Here is a 17,890-nt window from a genome sequence, read left to right as displayed (position 1 = left end):
TGAAATAACTCTTTATTCAGCGTATGTTTCCTTAATAGTTGCAACTGAGAAAGCACCAAGTGCCATTACAATTCCTGCAAGGATGAACATGTGAACTTGTGAGTGTCCAAATAATGGGAATAAAGCAAAACTTAATAATGAAGCAACAATTTGTGGCAAACAAATTGAACCATTGAATAATCCAAGGTACGTCCCCATGTGCTTACCAGTCAATGCATTAGTAACGATTGTTAATGGGTAAGTGTTCATAGCAGCCCATGCAATACCTACTAGGGTGTATGAAACAATCAATGTCCATTGGTCATGAACAAAGAATACTGAGATAAATCCAAGGGCACCAAGAAGCAAACTACCACCGTATCCTAACTTGTGGTACTTGTTTGGTACTTTAGCTAAAACATATGACCAGATAACAGCAGCAATCGATTGAACCGCAGCAAGCACACCGTACCAGTTACCAGCAGCTTGGTAACCTGCAGAAGTAGCATCAACAGTGTTCCAAACGTTCTTAGCAATAGCCCCGGCTGAGTATGTCCAGAGGTACTGGAATGCGAACCAGCAGAAGAATTGAACAAGGGTAACTGTCCAGAATGCCTTTGGAGCGTGCTTTAAGAGTGTAAACCAGTTTCCACCCTCTTTGTTGTCGTCTTCAGAAATACCATGGTACTTAGCATAAGTTGCTGGGTCATATTCATGAACCCGGAAAACAGTAAACAAACTAGTAATAACTAATAATGCTGCCCCAACGTAGAAGGCAATAATAACTGAATCTGGAACAACCCCACGCTTAGCAGTGTTCCGTACACCGAACCAAGCAGTTAAGATGAATGGGAAAACAGCAGCTAAAACAGCACCAGTGTTTGATAAGAAACTTTGAATCCCATATGCATAACTCTTTTGATCATCGTTAACCATATCACCGACCATCATCTTGAATGGCTGCATTGCCACGTTTGATGAAAGGTCAAGCAAAGCAACTGTAATCGCACCGAACCAAAGGGCAGCCAGTGAACCATACCCAAATCCAAAGCTTCCTGAATTTGGTAATAAGATCATAACAATAACTGCGACGATCATCCCCAATAGTAAATATGGTAACCGCCGACCACCTAATTTTGGCGCCCATGTACGGTCTGAATAATAACCAATGATTGGTTGAACAATCAAACCAGCTAATGGTGGCAAGATGAAGAACCAGCCAAGGTTGTTAGGGTCGGCCCCAATAGTTTGGAAGATCCGACTCATTTGAGAACTCTGCAGAGTAAATGCTGTCTGAACACCAAGGAACCCAAAGTTGATCATCCAGATTGTACTCTTTGAGAGAGTAGGTAATCCAGCCCCAGCGGACTTTTCTTGACTCATTGCTAACAACTCCTTAACTTCTAAAATAGTTCTAAAAGACACTTATAATAATTGTAAGCGCTTCATGATTTTTTGCAATATTAATAATAGCAAATAAAAAAATATTGTGCAACCGTTTGCGCAATATTTTTTATAAACGTTTGCTTTTTTATAATATAAAGCAACATTTGTCTATTAGTGTCACTTAATAATCTTAAGTAAAATCCCGCTAATTAATATTTTTTATAAGAACAGCCTCACCCATGCCGCCACCGACACATAAAGAAGCAATTCCTAATTTATGATTATCGCGGTTCATTTCATTAATCATCGTCACAATAATGCGGGCACCTGAGCAGCCAACAGGGTGACCCAACGCAATCGCGCCACCCCATGGATTGACGGTCGCTGGGTCAAGGCGTAGCAAGTTTTGACAAACCAATGCCTGAGTCGCAAAGGCTTCATTAATTTCATAAGTTGCAACATCATCAATTGCTAATTGCTGGTCTGTTAGTAATTTCTTGATCGCATAGTAAGGTCCCAGACCCATTAATGCTGGATTTAAGCCAACAATCGATGACGCATACCATTCGGCTAATGGTGTTAGGCCGAGCCGCTCAACGGCACGCGCCGAAGCAAGAACAAGGGCTGCGCCACCATCATTAATTCCAGATGCATTTCCAGCAGTAACACTACCATCAGCCTTAAAAGCTGGTTTAAGTTTACTCAATGCCTCCATGGTCGTATCTGGTCGCGGTGCCTCATCAGTATCAACAATAACCGTTGATCGTTTCTTTTTAACTTCAACGGGAACAATTTCTGATTTAAAGTAGCCGGCATTTTGCGCTTTTACTGCTCGCTGATGACTGATAATCGCAAATTCGTCTTGCTGTTGACGTGTTATATGGTATTTATCATTGATATTTTCAGCAGTAATCCCCATTGGATAATTGCCATAAACGTCATTTAAGGCATCGCTTTGCATTGCATCAAGCAAAGTGCCATTGCCAAAACGATAACCATGTCGCGCTTGAGGAAGAACATACGGAGCCTGTGACATGCTTTCCATCCCACCTGCCACAATTACTTGCGCCTGCCCTGCTCGAATCAAGCTTGCAGCCAAATCAATACTGGACATTCCTGACGCACAAACATCATTAATGGTAATTGCTGGAACTTTTTCCCCTAATCCAGCAGCCATCGATGCTTGCCGTGCTGGGTTTTGTCCTGTTCCCGCTTGAATAACATTTCCCATCAATACTTGGTCAATATCGTCCCCGGTTAACATGGCTTTTTCAACAGCAGCTTTAATTGCAATTGCCCCTAATTCAACTGCCGATTTAGATGCCAACTGGCCATTAAACTTACCAATTGGTGTCCGCTGAGCAGCAACAATATAAACCTTCTCCATTAACGATTCCCTCCATTACAAAATAAGAGAGGACCGGGGTAAAATCCCTTGGTCCTATCCAAAAACTAATCACTAATTTTAAAATCGACAATCCGGTATCTTTCTTGCGGTTGAAAAAGCAATTCAACCGCTTGCTGACCTAATTTTCGTGGCTGTAGATCAACCTTATCTTCTTGGTTAAGCAACATCCCCATTAACCGACTATTATTAAAACAAATTGTTGGTAAATTAAATTTTTGAAGCTGCCTTACCAAGCGTACCAACAACAAATCATCAGCACAAACAATCGAATCTATTTGTGGATGATGTTTAATAAACTCTGTGATTGTCGTCCCGTCAACTGCGAACCGCCAAGTCAGCGGCACGGTATTGTGATTATACATACTCTGTTGGTAACCATGATTTCGATCCTGCTCATAAACCCAATCGCTAGCAGACTGTATAAAAGCTGGCGTCTCAACATGATGGTGTTCCATCAGATAATCCGTTGCCACCTTTCCTGCAGCCACATTATTGTTATCAACAAAACGATCTTGCGGATGGTCAGGATGTCCAATAACGACAAAATTTAGATCCTTTTCGCGTAAATAGGCAGTAATGGGATCTTTTTTTTCTGTATAAAATACGAGAAAATTATGAACCTTTGATTGTTCAACCATCGATTTTACACTCTGTAATAAATCTGCCGCTGTTGGCGAAATTGCTACAACCATTTCATAATGGATTGGCTTTAGAGCTACACTGATCCCTCTCATCAAGTCAATATGAAACGGGTTTGCTGGCGCGGTATCACTCGTTACTGGAAATACAATTCCAACCATGTTTGATTCCCCGCGTGTCAGATTTTGAGCATTATAATTTGGCTGATAGCCTAATTGGTTTGCAATATCTTCTATCCGTTGACGAGTCTTTTCGCTAATGCGTGGATTATGATTTAGCGCACGAGAGGCAGTCGAAACCGAAACCCCTGCTTGCTGTGCAATATCCTTAATGGTTGCCAACTAATCACCTTCTTTTGTAAATAACACAAACTCTCCTAATTCTAACAGGTAGAGACCCATTTGAACAACTGGAACCCTTTCCATTATGTTAAGGGCTTCTTTATATAGCTCAAGCTGTCCTCGATAGCGGTCTTTTAGTCGTGCTAAGTCGAACTCACGGTAATTAACATTAATATGATCAGTCTTATAATCAACAAGGATTATCCCCTTATCTGTTCTGAGATAACCATCAATAATCCCGTGAATCAAGATTCGTTCATCATCACTAGCATTAACGCCCTTAAATAATTCATGACCATTCATAATCATTGAAAATGGTACTTCGCGATGATAATCAGTAGGATGTTTAAGTATTTCTTTACCTACTGGCGTATGATAAAAAGCTACAATCCCTTCACGATTTATCTGGGCTGCTACTTGGGGGCTGATTAATTTTTCAGCGACTAATTGCTTAATCTCTTGGTCCACCTGCTGAATATCAAGGACGCTCTCATCTAACGGCAATTTCTGGAAAACCAGGTGCGTTGCGGTCCCAATATCTGTTGGTGCTGGTTGACTATTATTCTGCTGGATAAATGGCGGAACATCAAATTTATTGTTCAAATACATTCCCTGCGTTTTAATTTTTCGTTGCTGATCATAATCCCACCGTGCCATATCACGGGTATCCGGGTCTTCAAATACTCGTTTAACATCTGTCACAGATTGGTATGCAGTCGTTTGCGTTGCCACAACATTAGGATAACGGTAACGTAAAATCTTGGCAATTTTTTCCCGCGATACATCATCAACTGGCATGCTATTAGCTACGATTGTGTCTGCACTCGCACTTTTTCCTATTTTAGCTAACTCATCTTTTACATCTGTTAGCGTATATGTTTTTGCAATAAAGTTAGGGGCTGGATTTAATTTTGCGGTTTTAGAACCGGCAAGCGTACTCTCTTCCAAGGTTACTTCACCAGCACTTAGTTGTTGTGCATTAAATTCAGGATAGCGGGCTAATGCTAATCCAATCCAATCCATGAACGAATTTGCATTAATCCGTGGTTGTGGACCAATTAATAAGCGGTTGCTTTGAAAGGCTTTTTGCCATCGTTGCCACGAACTTTCGAGACTCTGCGTTCTCATTTCTTCGTTAAAAGACCCAGTGATTATTAAACGCTGCTCTGCACGTGTCAATGCAACATAAAGTACCCGCAAATCTTCAGCCCGTTCTCCACGTTGCACTTCCTCAATTACCGCTTGTCGTTGCGGCGTATCGTAAATCACCCGCTGTGTATCCATATAACGAATGCCAACGCCAGCTACCGCATCTACAACTGCATTTTCCCGTGCCGCACCCTTATTAAAACCGTGCGTAGCATCAATTAGGAAAACAACCGGAAACTGCAATCCTTTACTACCATGAATCGTCATAACATTAACCGTATTGGCAGTTAATTGAGTTGGTGCTACCCCTAAGTCCTTATCATGTTCCTGCATTTTTTCGATAAACCGAATAAATTGATATAACCCCTTAAAGCTACTCTGCTCGTATGTATGAGCACGCTGATACAATGCATGAAGATTCGCTTGTCGTTGGTGGCCCCCCGGCATTGCTCCTACGTAATCAAGGTAACCAGTTTGATCATAAATTTGCCAGATTAGGTCAACAAGTGTCTGTTGCTGGGCGGTTTGGCGAAAAGTATTTAGCATCTCCATAAAATGGACTACTTTTTCATAAAGCTGAGATGCTTGTTCCGCAGTAAAAAGCGACTGGTGACGGAGCGTCTTTTGCTCATAATTAAGGATAAATGATTGGAGAGCTGTGTAATAATCAACTGACCGATTTTGTAGTCTAATAAACGCTAATTCCTGATTAGTTAATCCAACAATCGGTGATCTTAAAACCGCTGCCAACGGAATATCTTGTTGCGGGTTATCAATTAACTTAAGTATAGACATCATTACCCGTACTTCGGTTGCCTGAAAATAACTCTCAACATCATGAACAGTCAACGGAATATTAAGCTTATTAAATTCTTCCATCAACGTATTGTTAATTGCTTTTGTCCGTTCAAGCAAGACAATATCCCCATACTGGATAGGGTGCATTTGCCCATCATCCGGATGGAAAATCATTTCATGTCCTTCCACCATTTGCTTAATCCGCATCCCAATCATTCGAAATTCTCCAGCAAGCTTATCATCCTCATGATCGGCATCCTGATGATCATTGCTAACCGCATTAGCATCATATAGCAATACTTCAGTCGGTGTTGCTTGATTCGTTTCATTATCTTCATAATACTTAGCAGCATACTTTAAATGAGCATCTTCATCGTACTCAATTTCGCCGACTTCTTTATCCATTAACTGTTCAAATAAAGTATTAGTAAAGCTTGTCACATTAGTCATTGAACGGAAATTTTCGCCAAGGACAATTGCCTCACCGTTGCCACCACTACGATAATCTTGATATTTCCCGAGAAATAATGTTGGATCAGCTTCACGGAAACGGTAGATTGACTGCTTCACATCTCCAACCATAAAAAGATTTTTACGGTCAGACGATGTTAGTTTCATCAAGATACTTTCCTGAAGTCGGTTTGTATCCTGATACTCATCGATCATAATTTCTTGATAATGTTTTTGTAGATCTTGAACAAGTGCCCGCCAGTTCGGCTGATCATCAGGAGGAGTTAAAATCTCATAAGCATAATGTTCAAGGTCACTAAATTCCAAGACATGCCGGTTCAACTTTGTCTGCTGGTACTGTTGCCGAAATTTAATTGTAACTACACTTAACTCGCGCAACAGTTCTTGAGCATGAATTGAAATTGCCCGAAATTGTTCTTCGCGATAAGCAAAGAACCGCTCCACTAATTGATCAAATTGTTTCTTAATTCCAGTTCGCGTACTCCCGATTGCTTTGTATACTTCCTCTGCTAAATCATCATCTTTTGGCTTACCACTCATCCGCGCAAACTTGGCATTTGCAAATAAGTCACGAATCGCATCCCATGTTGGTGGTTGAAGCAAATCTAAAATATCCTGCATCATTTGCTGATCTTTTTGCAAGGAAGCAAGCGTTTTGGGGTCTAATTCGTTAGCACTTGCGGTTTTTATTAATTCAACAAAATCATCCCGTAACTTGGTAACGTCTGTCGCTACTTTTTCTTTAACTGCTTCCCCATTTTCAACTAATGCCAACGACTCGCTTACAGTCTGCTCCCATTGTTTTTTCAAACCGTTTCGTTGCTTTTGAAGTGCCTTAAACGCATCTAGCCGTGGATCATTAGCTGCTGGCCGACCACGAAAACTACCAAACTTCTGCTGGGTCATTATTTGGCAGACATTATTCATATCAATTCCAGTCAATGCTGAAAGTAATTGGCGCATTAATTCTTGGTCTGTTTTTAAAATTGCGGCTGCCTTATCTAGGCCATTATCGGCTGCGCGTACCGCTAATTCACGATAATCTTGAATAAATTGTTGGAGCTTTTCTGTTACTAATGGCCGCAACTGGTCTTGATAAAATGTAGATTGTAATAAATCACCATCACCAAGGTCATAATTATCAGGAAGCTTTTGCAGCCATTTTTCGGGGTCTGGTTGAGCATTAGCAATGTCATATAATCGCAAAATCAAGTCGTCAAGCCCTTGATCATCACGATCACTAGAGAAATTAAGCACTAACTCGCCAAATGATGACCTGCCAGTTGCTTTTTCTTCTGAATTCTTATATAGCTGTTCACTAACCTCATGCCATACATCTTCTTGTAACAACAATCGTTCCGTATCATCAGTCAGAAGCCGGAATTGTGGATCAAGATCAATTAAGTAGTAATACCTTTTTATTAATTTTAAGCAGAAAGCGTGAATGGTACTAATATCAGCTGCAGCCAGCCGATTAATTTGGTTACCCATTCGATCACGAAGGTCTTTAGGCTGGGATGAATCTTGTACTATTTTTTGTAAAGCTGCCCTAATCTTATCGCGCATATTCTTTGCCGCGGCATCCGTAAAAGTCACAAGGAGCATTCGATCGATGCTTTGACCTTCTTTAATTAATTCAATCGTTCGGTTAACTAATACCGCCGTCTTACCTGAACCTGCTGAAGCTGACACAAGAATATTCGTATTGCGGTCAGTAATCGCTTTGTGCTGCGCAGGGGTTGGTTTAAATCCTGCCATTATTCTTCGTCCTCCTCATCATCTTGAATTGCGTTTTCAAATGCTTCTTTTGCTAAGTTTGGATTAAGATCCCGATAATTTTGTTGGTCTAGCATATTATCAAACTGGAATACATCCAAAAAGTCACTGAAATCAAGTCCTGTTCGGCGACTGCTTCCATTAAGCAACCGGTATGGATTTAGCTTTAAATCGCCACTTAAAATTTGGTTACCGGCATTAATCACCAGATTTTTATTCATTTCTTGTAACCACTGTAATTGTTGTGGTGTTACTAATAACGCTTCTTTATTTGCTTTAATCTTGCCGTTTTTAAATTCTTTAAGCGGGTATAAGAAGGCTTGTTTATCAAGACTCTTATCTAGTTCCCGCAGTAATTTTGGATCATTAAGGAGAATCCCCTTATATTGGTGTTCTTTTAACCTTAAGTCATCCAGTGAATCCTTCTTTAATTGAGCAGCTTTAATTGTTGGATTATTTAGACGCAGGTAGAGGGCGCCCGCTAATTGCGGATCATTTGTATCAAGTTCTCGCAGATTTGCTTGGAGGCCATTTAAATATGTCAAAAGCTGGAGTGAGATTCCATAGTAAGCAGACGTAAGATCAAACAAATGATTACTAGATTTGTAGTCCACAACTGTTAAGAAGTCTCGGTTGCCTTGCTTAAGGTTATCAATCCGATCAATTCGTCCACGAAGATAGATATGATGGCTATCTTTTAACGGGTAATCAAGCGATCCTAAATCATCAGGCTGCCGACTCCCGATTCGACCAAACTGAACTTCGGTCCTTAAAGGTTGGGAACCCGTGTATTCAGCTTGACGACAGAGCGTTACTAACATCGTTTTTACAATCGAAGTTAATTGTTGGTATTGGAATTGTGCCTGTGCTGATGAACTGATTAACCGTAATAATGTTGGCTGATTCTCTTGGGCTGTGACTAAGGCATGGTCAATTAACTGGTTTCGCCGATCTTGATTTATTTCTTTTGCCAAATCAGCAAAAGATAATCCCGATGCTCTAACCGTTGTAACAAAGCTTTCCATTGCCTTATGGAAAAATGTCCCAATCCGATCAGTTGATAATGTCAGTTCATCACGTTTCTGTAAACGCAAACCATATTTAAGGAAGTATTCATACTGGTTGATATAAAAGTCTTGCAACTGAGAAATAGAGGCATATAAAACCTGCCCCTCATTTTTCTCTGGTACCGTTCGCAAATAAAGTGCTTGCGCTAATTTATTTCCCAGGGAATCAACCTTATTTTGATAATGAAAACCTGCCGCAACTAGCGCAAGCCGCTGGCCTAATGCAACTCCTTCAGCCCGAAGCCGTAAATCAGGGCTGTTTTGCCATTGTTTAGCAGTCTCAACTAATAATTGGGCTACATCTTGCCAACCTGTAGGAAGCACTGGTTGGCGATCAACTCCTATCCCTTGATCATCACGAATCTGACGTCCTACTTCAACTAGTCGGTTTATCGTTGCAAATGGGGCGCTAACAAACGCTCCTGCATGTTCTTGACCTTCTTTACTTGTTACAAGCGGATATTCATGACATGGTTGCGCAAAGTAAAGGGCCATATCACGCATATATGGTGAAGCTCCTAGTTCCTTATCATCACTATCAGTACGGGGGGCAGAAAAAATCAAGCGCTCTTTGGCGTTCATAAATCCTGTGTAATGTATAAAAGGCTCATCAATTAACTGATCAATCGATGTCCCTGGCAAATACTGTAAATCCTGATCAAGATAAGCACTTAAGATATCCTTATCTTGGTCTGTTAATAAGCTCTCACTTTCTTGCATTTCCGGCATTACATCATCAGTCGAACCAATCATGAAAACTACTTTACGACTCTGACTCTGGACAATTCCAGTTTCTGAGATAACAACTTGATCGAGTGTTGCTGGGATTTGTGAGTACTGAGCAGCACCGAATCCAGCCTGCAGTAATTCGCTAAACATTAAAACAGCATTATCATCGTCACGAATCTCTTGTTGTCCAAGAATCTCGACATATTCTTGAAGAATTTGACAAAAGGTTGACCATACTTGCTGAGGTTGCCGCGCCAAGTCAAGGTTGCGATTGCTCTGGTATTGCTGCCAAGCATATAAACGCTCCGTGACTCCGATTCCAGATAAAAATTGATAAAGGATTGTTGCTAATTCTTGTCCAGTCTGCGCCTGTTTAAGTTGATCAAAAAACGGCATAATTTGTTGTGCCACATAGTCTTTAACCAACGTTAACTGGTCATTTAATTTTTTTAAACGTGATTGCGCATATTTAGGATCATCAGGGTTTGTTCCAGGCGCTTGCCATAGTTGCTTTATTTTTTCATTATCCTTGGTTACCCACGCATTTTTTCCTTCAATCGCCTGCTTCAAACACCAATTTTCAGTTGTGAAAACGGCTGTCTGAAACTGACTAATACTCATTAAATCACCAGTACTATCGCGGGGAACAAGTAGCCAAGTCTTTAGGAGCTGCATAATATCCGCTGTGCGAAAGCCACGTTGCGGAATTTCAAGCAAGGTTGTTAAAAGCGTTACTAAGGGATGATTGTCCATTAATCGTTCATGGTCGTTAAAAATCGGAATCTGGTGCGCGGCGAAAACAGAATCAATCATCGTTTGATACCCAACAAGGTGACGACTAAGAATCAAAAAATCCCGATAGCGATACTTTCCGCTAGCAACTAATTGCCGAATCCGTGTTGCTATATTATTTAACTCGGTCATCCGATTTGTTGTTAACATAAATTGCAAGTCTTGTGAACGAGAAAGTTCTTGTCGCTCATTTGGACTAATCGGTTCCTGCGCATACCGCTTGAAATATGTATCGACTTGCTGAAGAGTAGGACTTACGCGAGGACTTGTGGCAAACGTAACGTTTTTAAGCACCCTTACATTTTGCGGATGCGCTTGTGCAAATTTCCATAAACGATGGAACTGCATTGCTGAGGAATAAAAAAGGTTATTTTTAGGTGGAATTTCACTTGGATTTGGATGGTTTTGATCTGGATAACCACGATCTAAGGTTAGGGAAATTGTCGTTGAAGCAGCATTAGTAATCAATGCATCAACAACCTGCTGTTCATTGGCAGTGAATTGAGCAAAGCGATCAATGAAAAAGTGCATTTTTGCGGTTGTTGGCGATTTCCTTAAATATGCTATTAGCTGTTGATATAATTCACTATTTCCTAAAAAACGGTCCTGTAATCGCTTTTCATAAGCGTGATATATAATTTCAACGTCATGCATTTTAGCAAGCCACGCCTGATTAGCAGCGGGGTCATTTGCTGACTTTACCTGGGAAATAATATTAGTTAGGTCATCAGCAGTGATATTAGCGCTTTTTAATTCTTCTAATTGGGCCGTCATCTTTTGGATAAAGCCCGGTTGTTTAGCTTCACTCGCGTATAGCCGCAAATCGGCCACCTGCTCTTGAACTACTTGTGATGTCAACATCGCCATCCCAATCTTTGAAATACGCGGAGTTTGGAATGCTGGTGTATCACGCAATAAGTACCATGCCAAACGACTAAAAGACAGAACTTGCACACGTGACGATGCAAACCGGTCAGTTCCTGTTAACCCCTGGCGCTTACGGAGCCCAGCCAAAACATTAATTTCTGTTTCAAACTTAATATGGTTAGGGACTAAATAATAAAAAGTATCTTCAGCGGATGACATTTTTAATTGATCCGCTAGCTGATCAATTAATACTTGTTCATGATCCATCGCTGCTGTTCCTAAAACAAAACCCAGTGTTCCCATATACTTTAATCCTTTCTATTCGTTGAAATTGCTCCTACTATTTTATCATAAAACGAACATATATTCTTTATGAAAAACTAAACCTAAAATCTTCTTACCCCACGAAGTCGCTAACCGGACGGAACAGGATTCTAGCCATTAACCGCCATGATTTTAAAATAATAAAAGGACTGCGATATTTCTATTCACAATCCTTTATAAAATTGGCGACAGTAACCGTGATGCTGTCTGTTTAAATCTTAACCATCGTGATTGATTAGCAAACATCTGCGGCGTTATTACCCGCGAATTCCTAATATCATTTACAAATATTTTTTCTAATTCATCAACTGTGGTCTGACTATAAATAAAAGCATTAATCTCGAAATTTAGCTTAAAGCTACGAAAATCAAGGTTTGCTGACCCTACTGAAGCCATTCGCCCATCAATCATCATTGTTTTAGAATGGAGGAAACCTTTCTCATAGTAATAAATTGTAACTCCATGGTTAGCAAGATCGTGTGCATAATACTGCGTTGCTCGGTAAACAAAGGCATGATCAGGCATGGACGGAATCATAATGCGGACATCGATCCCCGAATGCGCAGCTACCCGCAACGCATCAAGAATACTATCATCTGGAATCAGGTAGGGCGTTTGAATCCAAATATGATCCTGCGCAGCGTTAATTAGGCGTAAATAACCCATTTTAATTTTTTCTAATGGCGCTTCTGGTCCACTCGAAACACTTTGCAACGCTACGTTACCGCGAACTCTGATTGGTTGGAAATATGGATGGTAGTGAAAAATCTTATCAGTTTTCTTTTTCATTGAAGCGTTCCAATCACCAATAAACCGTCGTTGTAGACTATATACGCCGCCACCCACGATACGGAGATGCGTATCTCGCCAAGGACCAAATTTAGACACCCGGCCAAGGTACTGGTCCCCTACGTTAAATCCACCGACATAGCCAATCTCACCATCAATGACGACAATTTTACGGTGGTCACGATAATTTATCCGAAAATCAAAGAAATTACTTCGCGCCATTAAGAAAGGTGCGGCATAACCGCCTACCTCTCGCAAGTGGTCATAAAAACTAGGACGAACCCCCATCGATCCCCATGAATCATAGAGGACGCGAACCTCTACACCTTCTGCTGCCTTTTGTTCTAATAGTGTCCGTAACTCATTACCAATCTTATCATTGTAAATAGTATAAAATTCAATATGGACGCTATTTTTCGCTGCGGCAATATCATTAAACATTTTTTGGAAAAGGGCATTTCCCTCTGTAAAAATATCCACATTATTATGGCGGGTCAAAAACGAGTCATCAATACTCTGAAAAAGCATAATCGTCCGCCGATAAATTTGAACAGTCTGATCTTTAGGTTTGGGCATATTAATAAATTGCTGTTTTTGCTGTTCAAGCGCCTGTTTTAACTTAAGTTGTGTTTGTGATTTAATCAATTCCAACCTTTTATGGGGGAGTTTCCGACCAAAGAAGGCATATAGTATAAATCCAAACACGGGAATTAAGGTTAGAACCAGTAGCCACGCCCATGTCGCTGCAATATCACGTTTTTCACGAAACACAGTAAAAATCGCTGCTATTTCGTTAACGAGGATAACTAGTAGCAAAAACCACCGAATAATTGTCCATGTTAATGCCATCACTTACCCTCCCCGTTTAGATTACTGATGTTCATTCTAACGCAATCAGATCTTTTCTGAAATACAATCATTATTAAAATTTACCGACATTTTTCCGTAATTGCCTTACAATGGAATTAATTATCTTAGGGGAGGTTCATAAAATGGCCGAAATATACTTAAGGCGAGCCCAAGCACCAGATTTAGATGCAATTATGAAGATTATCAAAAATGCAAAGTCATTGTTAAAGGAAAATGGTAGTCCCCAATGGCAAGATGGCTATCCTAATCGTGAGACATTTGCTCAAGATATTGCAATGCAGACTAACTGGGTACTAGTAGACGACCACCAAGTCGTTGCAACTGCTACCCTCCAGCTGACTCCTGAACCAACTTACCGGATCATTACCAATGGTCAATGGAGCCAGCCAAATGATTCCTATGCTACCATTCATCGGGTTGCAATCAGCAATGAATATCAAGGACAAGGATTAAGTAAAATTCTTTTCTCCAATTTACTAACAGTTGGTCAAATGCAAGGAATTAAAAATTTTCGTCTTGATACACATCGTAACAACAAAGCAATGCAGCATATTGCGGAAAACTTTAATTTTCGTAAGCGAGGTATCATTGAAGTTAATGAAAAAAATGATCCCGAGCGGATTGCATATGAACTAAACCTCGGCACCCATCATCAATTTACCCATATTAACAATGATTTTATGCAACCATTGATTGATAATCTATAAAAAAAGAGATTGGATTTTGCTCCAATCTCTTTTTTATATTTTTAACCGAATCGGATTAGTTGTGGCGCTTCTTTGAGCTGTAAGTAATACCAATGGTACCAAGCAATGCAGTGGCAGCTAAAGCAACAATTGACATTGAAGATTGATTTACCTTTTGCGATGATTCATTCTTCTTTGCAGGAGATTGCTTCTTAGCAACAGTTACATCAGCCTTTGTAGCTGACTTCTTACTGTTATCCGCCTTAGTGGCTTTGTTAGCGGTAGCAGCAACTGGTGTCGTAGTAGCAGAATTGTTGTTTGTAGTCGTGCCATTGTTAGTTGTAGCAGCAACAGCAGCAGTTTGGGTTACAACTGGTGCTTGTTGCGCATTGCCATTTCCAGCTACGCGGTTTGTGGTTGCAACAACTGGAGCAACTGCAACGGGTGCCTGAGTAGCAGTCCGAACAATTGATGGCGTTGAAACAGTTTGCACATGACTAGCAGCTTGTGGACGGCTAGCGGTGGCTGGGAATGCAACAGTAGCAACATTGCCATTAGTAGTCTTACCTTGAGCTGGAAGAACCACTGTATTGTTACCAAGTTGAACCTTATCAGCGTTCTTAGCAGCATCACGCTTTTGAATTGCAGCTAATTGAACGTTAAATTGGCTTTGAAGCTTATCGTAAGCAGCCTTGTTAGTAGCCTTTAATTCAGCAAGGACTTCATCACCATGAGCAACAACTGCTTGGTGGCGTGCTTGCAATTCTTGAATTTGTGGTTCGATGCTTGGTACTAATTCGGCAATCTTAGCATCAAGTTTAGCATTTTCACTAGTCTTGATATTAGCAATCTTGGCATCACGGTCAGCAGCAAACTTTTGTGCGGCCACTTGGTCAGCCTTAACAAGATTTTGGTAAGCTTCATCTAATTGTGCCTTGTAAGCTTGGAGATCTACTGCACCATTTGCCTTAAGAGCAGCATCTCGTACACTAACAGCCTTAGCAACAGCATTGTCGTAGTTTGCCTTTACTTGAGCCTTAGCATCATTATATTGTTGAGTAAGTTTATTTACGTTAGCTTGATGGTCATTTTCTAAGACCTTAAGTGCTTGTTGTGCTTGTGCCTTAACATTAGCCAAGTTTTGTTGTGCTCCAGCAGTATCCTCTTGAACTTTTTCATCAGTTGGGTTTACCGTTTGGCTTGTCTTTTCAGTGACAGTGTAATGTTGGGCACCCTTAATTGCATTAGTCTGAGCATCAACTGTTGAATTACCCCAAACATTACGTCCTTGAACTTCTTTAGTTAAGTTAGCATTGTGGTCAATGTTGATACCAGTGTGGTCAAAGGTTACGGCATATGAAGGATTTGTCCGGTCAGAAACACCTGAACCTGGCTTAGTAACCATTGCGTCTGTTAACTTTTGGAAACCAATTCCAACGATGTGAGCATCGGCCCGAAGAAGGTTCTTAGCGTGACCACCAATGTGTGTAGGATTTACTAATTCACCGTAATACATACCCTGCATTGAGTTGTAAAGGTTGATAGCATAATTAAGTAACGTTGGGTGAGCAGCTTGCATCGTTGTAAGGTTTTCGTTAGTAACATCATAAACTGTCTTACCTGTAAATTCGTTAGTTAAATCGTTTTGTAGGTTCTTAGTGGCATTGGCAAGGTAAGCACTATAAGTAGCATCCTTTGGCATTCCACTGCTAGTAATACTGTGACTGTTGTTATCAACATTGTACTTAGTCCGACTAGCAACTACTTGATCAGCAACACTATCAGAAATGTTAGTATTTACAAGGTCATTAGGTGCAACATTAGCAAAACCATTTTGACTATTTACAGCATTGTAGAAGTCGCGATAGTTATTGAAGACATTGTTACGGAAACCATTTTCCCATGAAACTACTAATGCCCGTAATACTTGAATTTGAGCAGCAGATAAACCTTCTGCTGAAACCTTTTCAGATTGATCGTTCTTAGCATCGTAATTCAATAGACCTGGTTGGAAGTCTAATGGCAATTCGTTAATACTGTGTGGCGTTGAATCTTCAGCCTTGTTAAGGATTACAGAAGAATCAGGATATTCACCATAGTAAGTATTAGCAAATTCTTTGTGTGTGTAAGCTGAAACAGGAATTGTACTATCATAGTAACCAGGAACTTCTAGACGGATTCCTTGCTTTTGAACGTAATCATCAACCTTAACATCTAGTTGTGACTTAGCAACCCGACCATCTTTAGCTACTTCCTTTGTACCTTCTACATTGTATGGCTTTTTAGCATTAGCAGTAGCGGTAGCAAGTGCTGCTTCAGCGTTCTTTACATTAGCTGCATTGGTTGCTTGTTGTGCATTAACCTTATTTTGGTAAGCGTCATTTTCTTTTGCAATTGCGGCATTGTAATCGTTAGTAGCACTTTGGTTTTGACTTGTTTGTGTATTAGCAGCATCGCTTAATGACTTTTGGTATTGTGCTTGAACATCAGCGATTGCTTGTTGGTTTGCAGCTGCTTGACTAACGGCTTGTGCGTACCGTTGATCATTAGCTGTGCGTTGAGCGGCTTCGTTTTGTTGTTGTGCGTCAATTTGTTGTTGGTATTCAGCATTTGCAGCTGAAGTTTGCGCTTCAATTGAAGCAGCAGTTGAAGCTTGTGCTTGTGCAATAGCACCAGCTTGTTGTTGTTCTAAGGCAGCATGACTAGCTTTTAATTGATCAATTTGTGCGTTGGTTTGTGCAAGATCCGCAGCATTTGATTGCTCATTGGCCGTAGCTTGTTGAGCTTCTTTACTATCATTAGCTGATTGCAATTGTGCAAGTTGCTGATCAGCAGTTGCCCGAACTTGATCATAAGTAACTTGGGTGTCACTTACTTGTGCATTATTTTGGTTATCATCAGCGTGTGCATTAGTCGTTGAAGTGGTGGTAACGACACCTGCTGTTAAGATTGCCCCCGCAACCAAAGCAGTTGAACGCCAATTATTTGTATTCGAATTTCTCATTTTAATAAACCCCCGTTTATGAAAAAATATTCAAAAGAAAATAAATTATTCATGCAAGGTTTATTGCTTAATGACTTAACAGTTCCTACTATATCAAGGTTTTGCGGGATTACAAGTGACTTGAAATTTCAAACGGTCATTTTCACTTTTTAGCTATTCACCTGTTAAGCAGCTCTACTTATCAGCGAAACAACTGTTCATTAATCACTCGAATAGAATTTTATATATAGAATAAATCCTTATTTATCAACGATTCTGGACTAATCACGTAATCAGTCAACCACCAATTTAATCAAAACCATTTTCGGTTATTTAAATCCCCCGTTTAGTTTCAAAAAAAATTAAAAAATTTTAAAACCGTTCCCGTGATAATTATAGGTCATTAAATCACCTTTTATTTATCACTCCAAGTACCCTAAAAATCACTAATTTCCACCTTACATTTTGATACAACTGTCGCAAAAGAAGACGTTAGTCAGGAGATGCAACAACCATTTTTTAAGCTTTTCGTACACTTTTTACCCCATCATTTAACAAGTGGTAACCCATCAAACCCTTGATAAATCTAAGTTTAAGGCACTTACATTTAACAAGAACACCCTTTAATCGACTTTATTTTTCACATGTTTAGATGAGATGATAAGTCAACTTGATCACTAACCCTTTTTTTACCCTATTTTTGTCTGATTTTAGGAGTTTTTTGCCCATTTTTGTCTTAAATCCTCTACCTACTTTTCCGAGCATTTTATGCATATTACCATTTACAATTACTACCCTTTATCCCAAACTAGAAATTAATAACTATTTAAGGAGCT

The 17,890-nt window shown here is 40.1% G+C and carries 8 protein-coding genes; 1 reads left to right on the top strand and 7 read right to left on the bottom strand.

Annotated features, from left to right (window positions below; genetic code table 11):
* Window positions 1-12: 12 nt before the first annotated feature.
* The 6 genes from DTK66_RS03350 to cls form a co-directional block, all read right to left on the bottom strand.
* On the bottom strand, window positions 13-1,362 hold the full coding sequence (locus DTK66_RS03350) for an SLC45 family MFS transporter (RefSeq protein WP_153929976.1): 1,350 nt from the start codon (window positions 1,360-1,362) through the stop codon (window positions 13-15).
* Between the two features lie 208 nt (window positions 1,363-1,570).
* Window positions 1,571-2,752: an acetyl-CoA C-acetyltransferase gene (locus DTK66_RS03345; RefSeq protein ID WP_191667780.1), complete on the bottom strand. Its 1,182-nt coding sequence runs from the start codon at window positions 2,750-2,752 to the stop codon at window positions 1,571-1,573.
* A gap of 65 nt (window positions 2,753-2,817) precedes the next feature.
* A complete protein-coding gene (locus tag DTK66_RS03340) occupies window positions 2,818-3,753 on the bottom strand; it encodes a LacI family DNA-binding transcriptional regulator (RefSeq protein WP_191667779.1) in 936 nt (311 codons plus the stop codon).
* Window positions 3,754-7,929 (bottom strand): helicase-exonuclease AddAB subunit AddA, encoded by a 4,176-nt coding sequence (gene addA, locus DTK66_RS03335; RefSeq protein WP_191667778.1) that lies wholly within the window; start codon window positions 7,927-7,929, stop codon window positions 3,754-3,756.
* Complete coding sequence (locus DTK66_RS03330) at window positions 7,929-11,705, bottom strand: PD-(D/E)XK nuclease family protein (protein WP_191667777.1); 3,777 nt, start codon at window positions 11,703-11,705, stop codon at window positions 7,929-7,931. Before DTK66_RS03330 ends, addA begins: the two co-directional genes overlap by 1 nt.
* Window positions 11,706-11,900: 195 nt before the next feature.
* A complete protein-coding gene (gene cls / locus DTK66_RS03325; protein WP_191667776.1) occupies window positions 11,901-13,364 on the bottom strand; it encodes a cardiolipin synthase in 1,464 nt (487 codons plus the stop codon).
* Between the two features lie 143 nt (window positions 13,365-13,507).
* On the opposite strand from cls, the gene DTK66_RS03320 reads away from it, so the two are divergent.
* Window positions 13,508-14,092 (top strand): GNAT family N-acetyltransferase, encoded by a 585-nt coding sequence (locus DTK66_RS03320; RefSeq protein WP_191667775.1) that lies wholly within the window; start codon window positions 13,508-13,510, stop codon window positions 14,090-14,092.
* A gap of 55 nt (window positions 14,093-14,147) precedes the next feature.
* On the opposite strand, the gene DTK66_RS03315 is transcribed toward DTK66_RS03320, so the two are convergent.
* Window positions 14,148-17,075 (bottom strand): hypothetical protein, encoded by a 2,928-nt coding sequence (locus tag DTK66_RS03315; protein WP_191667774.1) that lies wholly within the window; start codon window positions 17,073-17,075, stop codon window positions 14,148-14,150.
* Between the last annotated feature and the right edge of the window lie 815 nt (window positions 17,076-17,890).

This window comes from Limosilactobacillus walteri (assembly GCF_014830205.1).
Classification (GTDB): Bacteria; Bacillota; Bacilli; order Lactobacillales; family Lactobacillaceae; genus Limosilactobacillus; species Limosilactobacillus walteri.
Note: the sequence above shows the minus strand (reverse complement) of the source record. Positions and strands in the feature narration are given on the sequence as shown.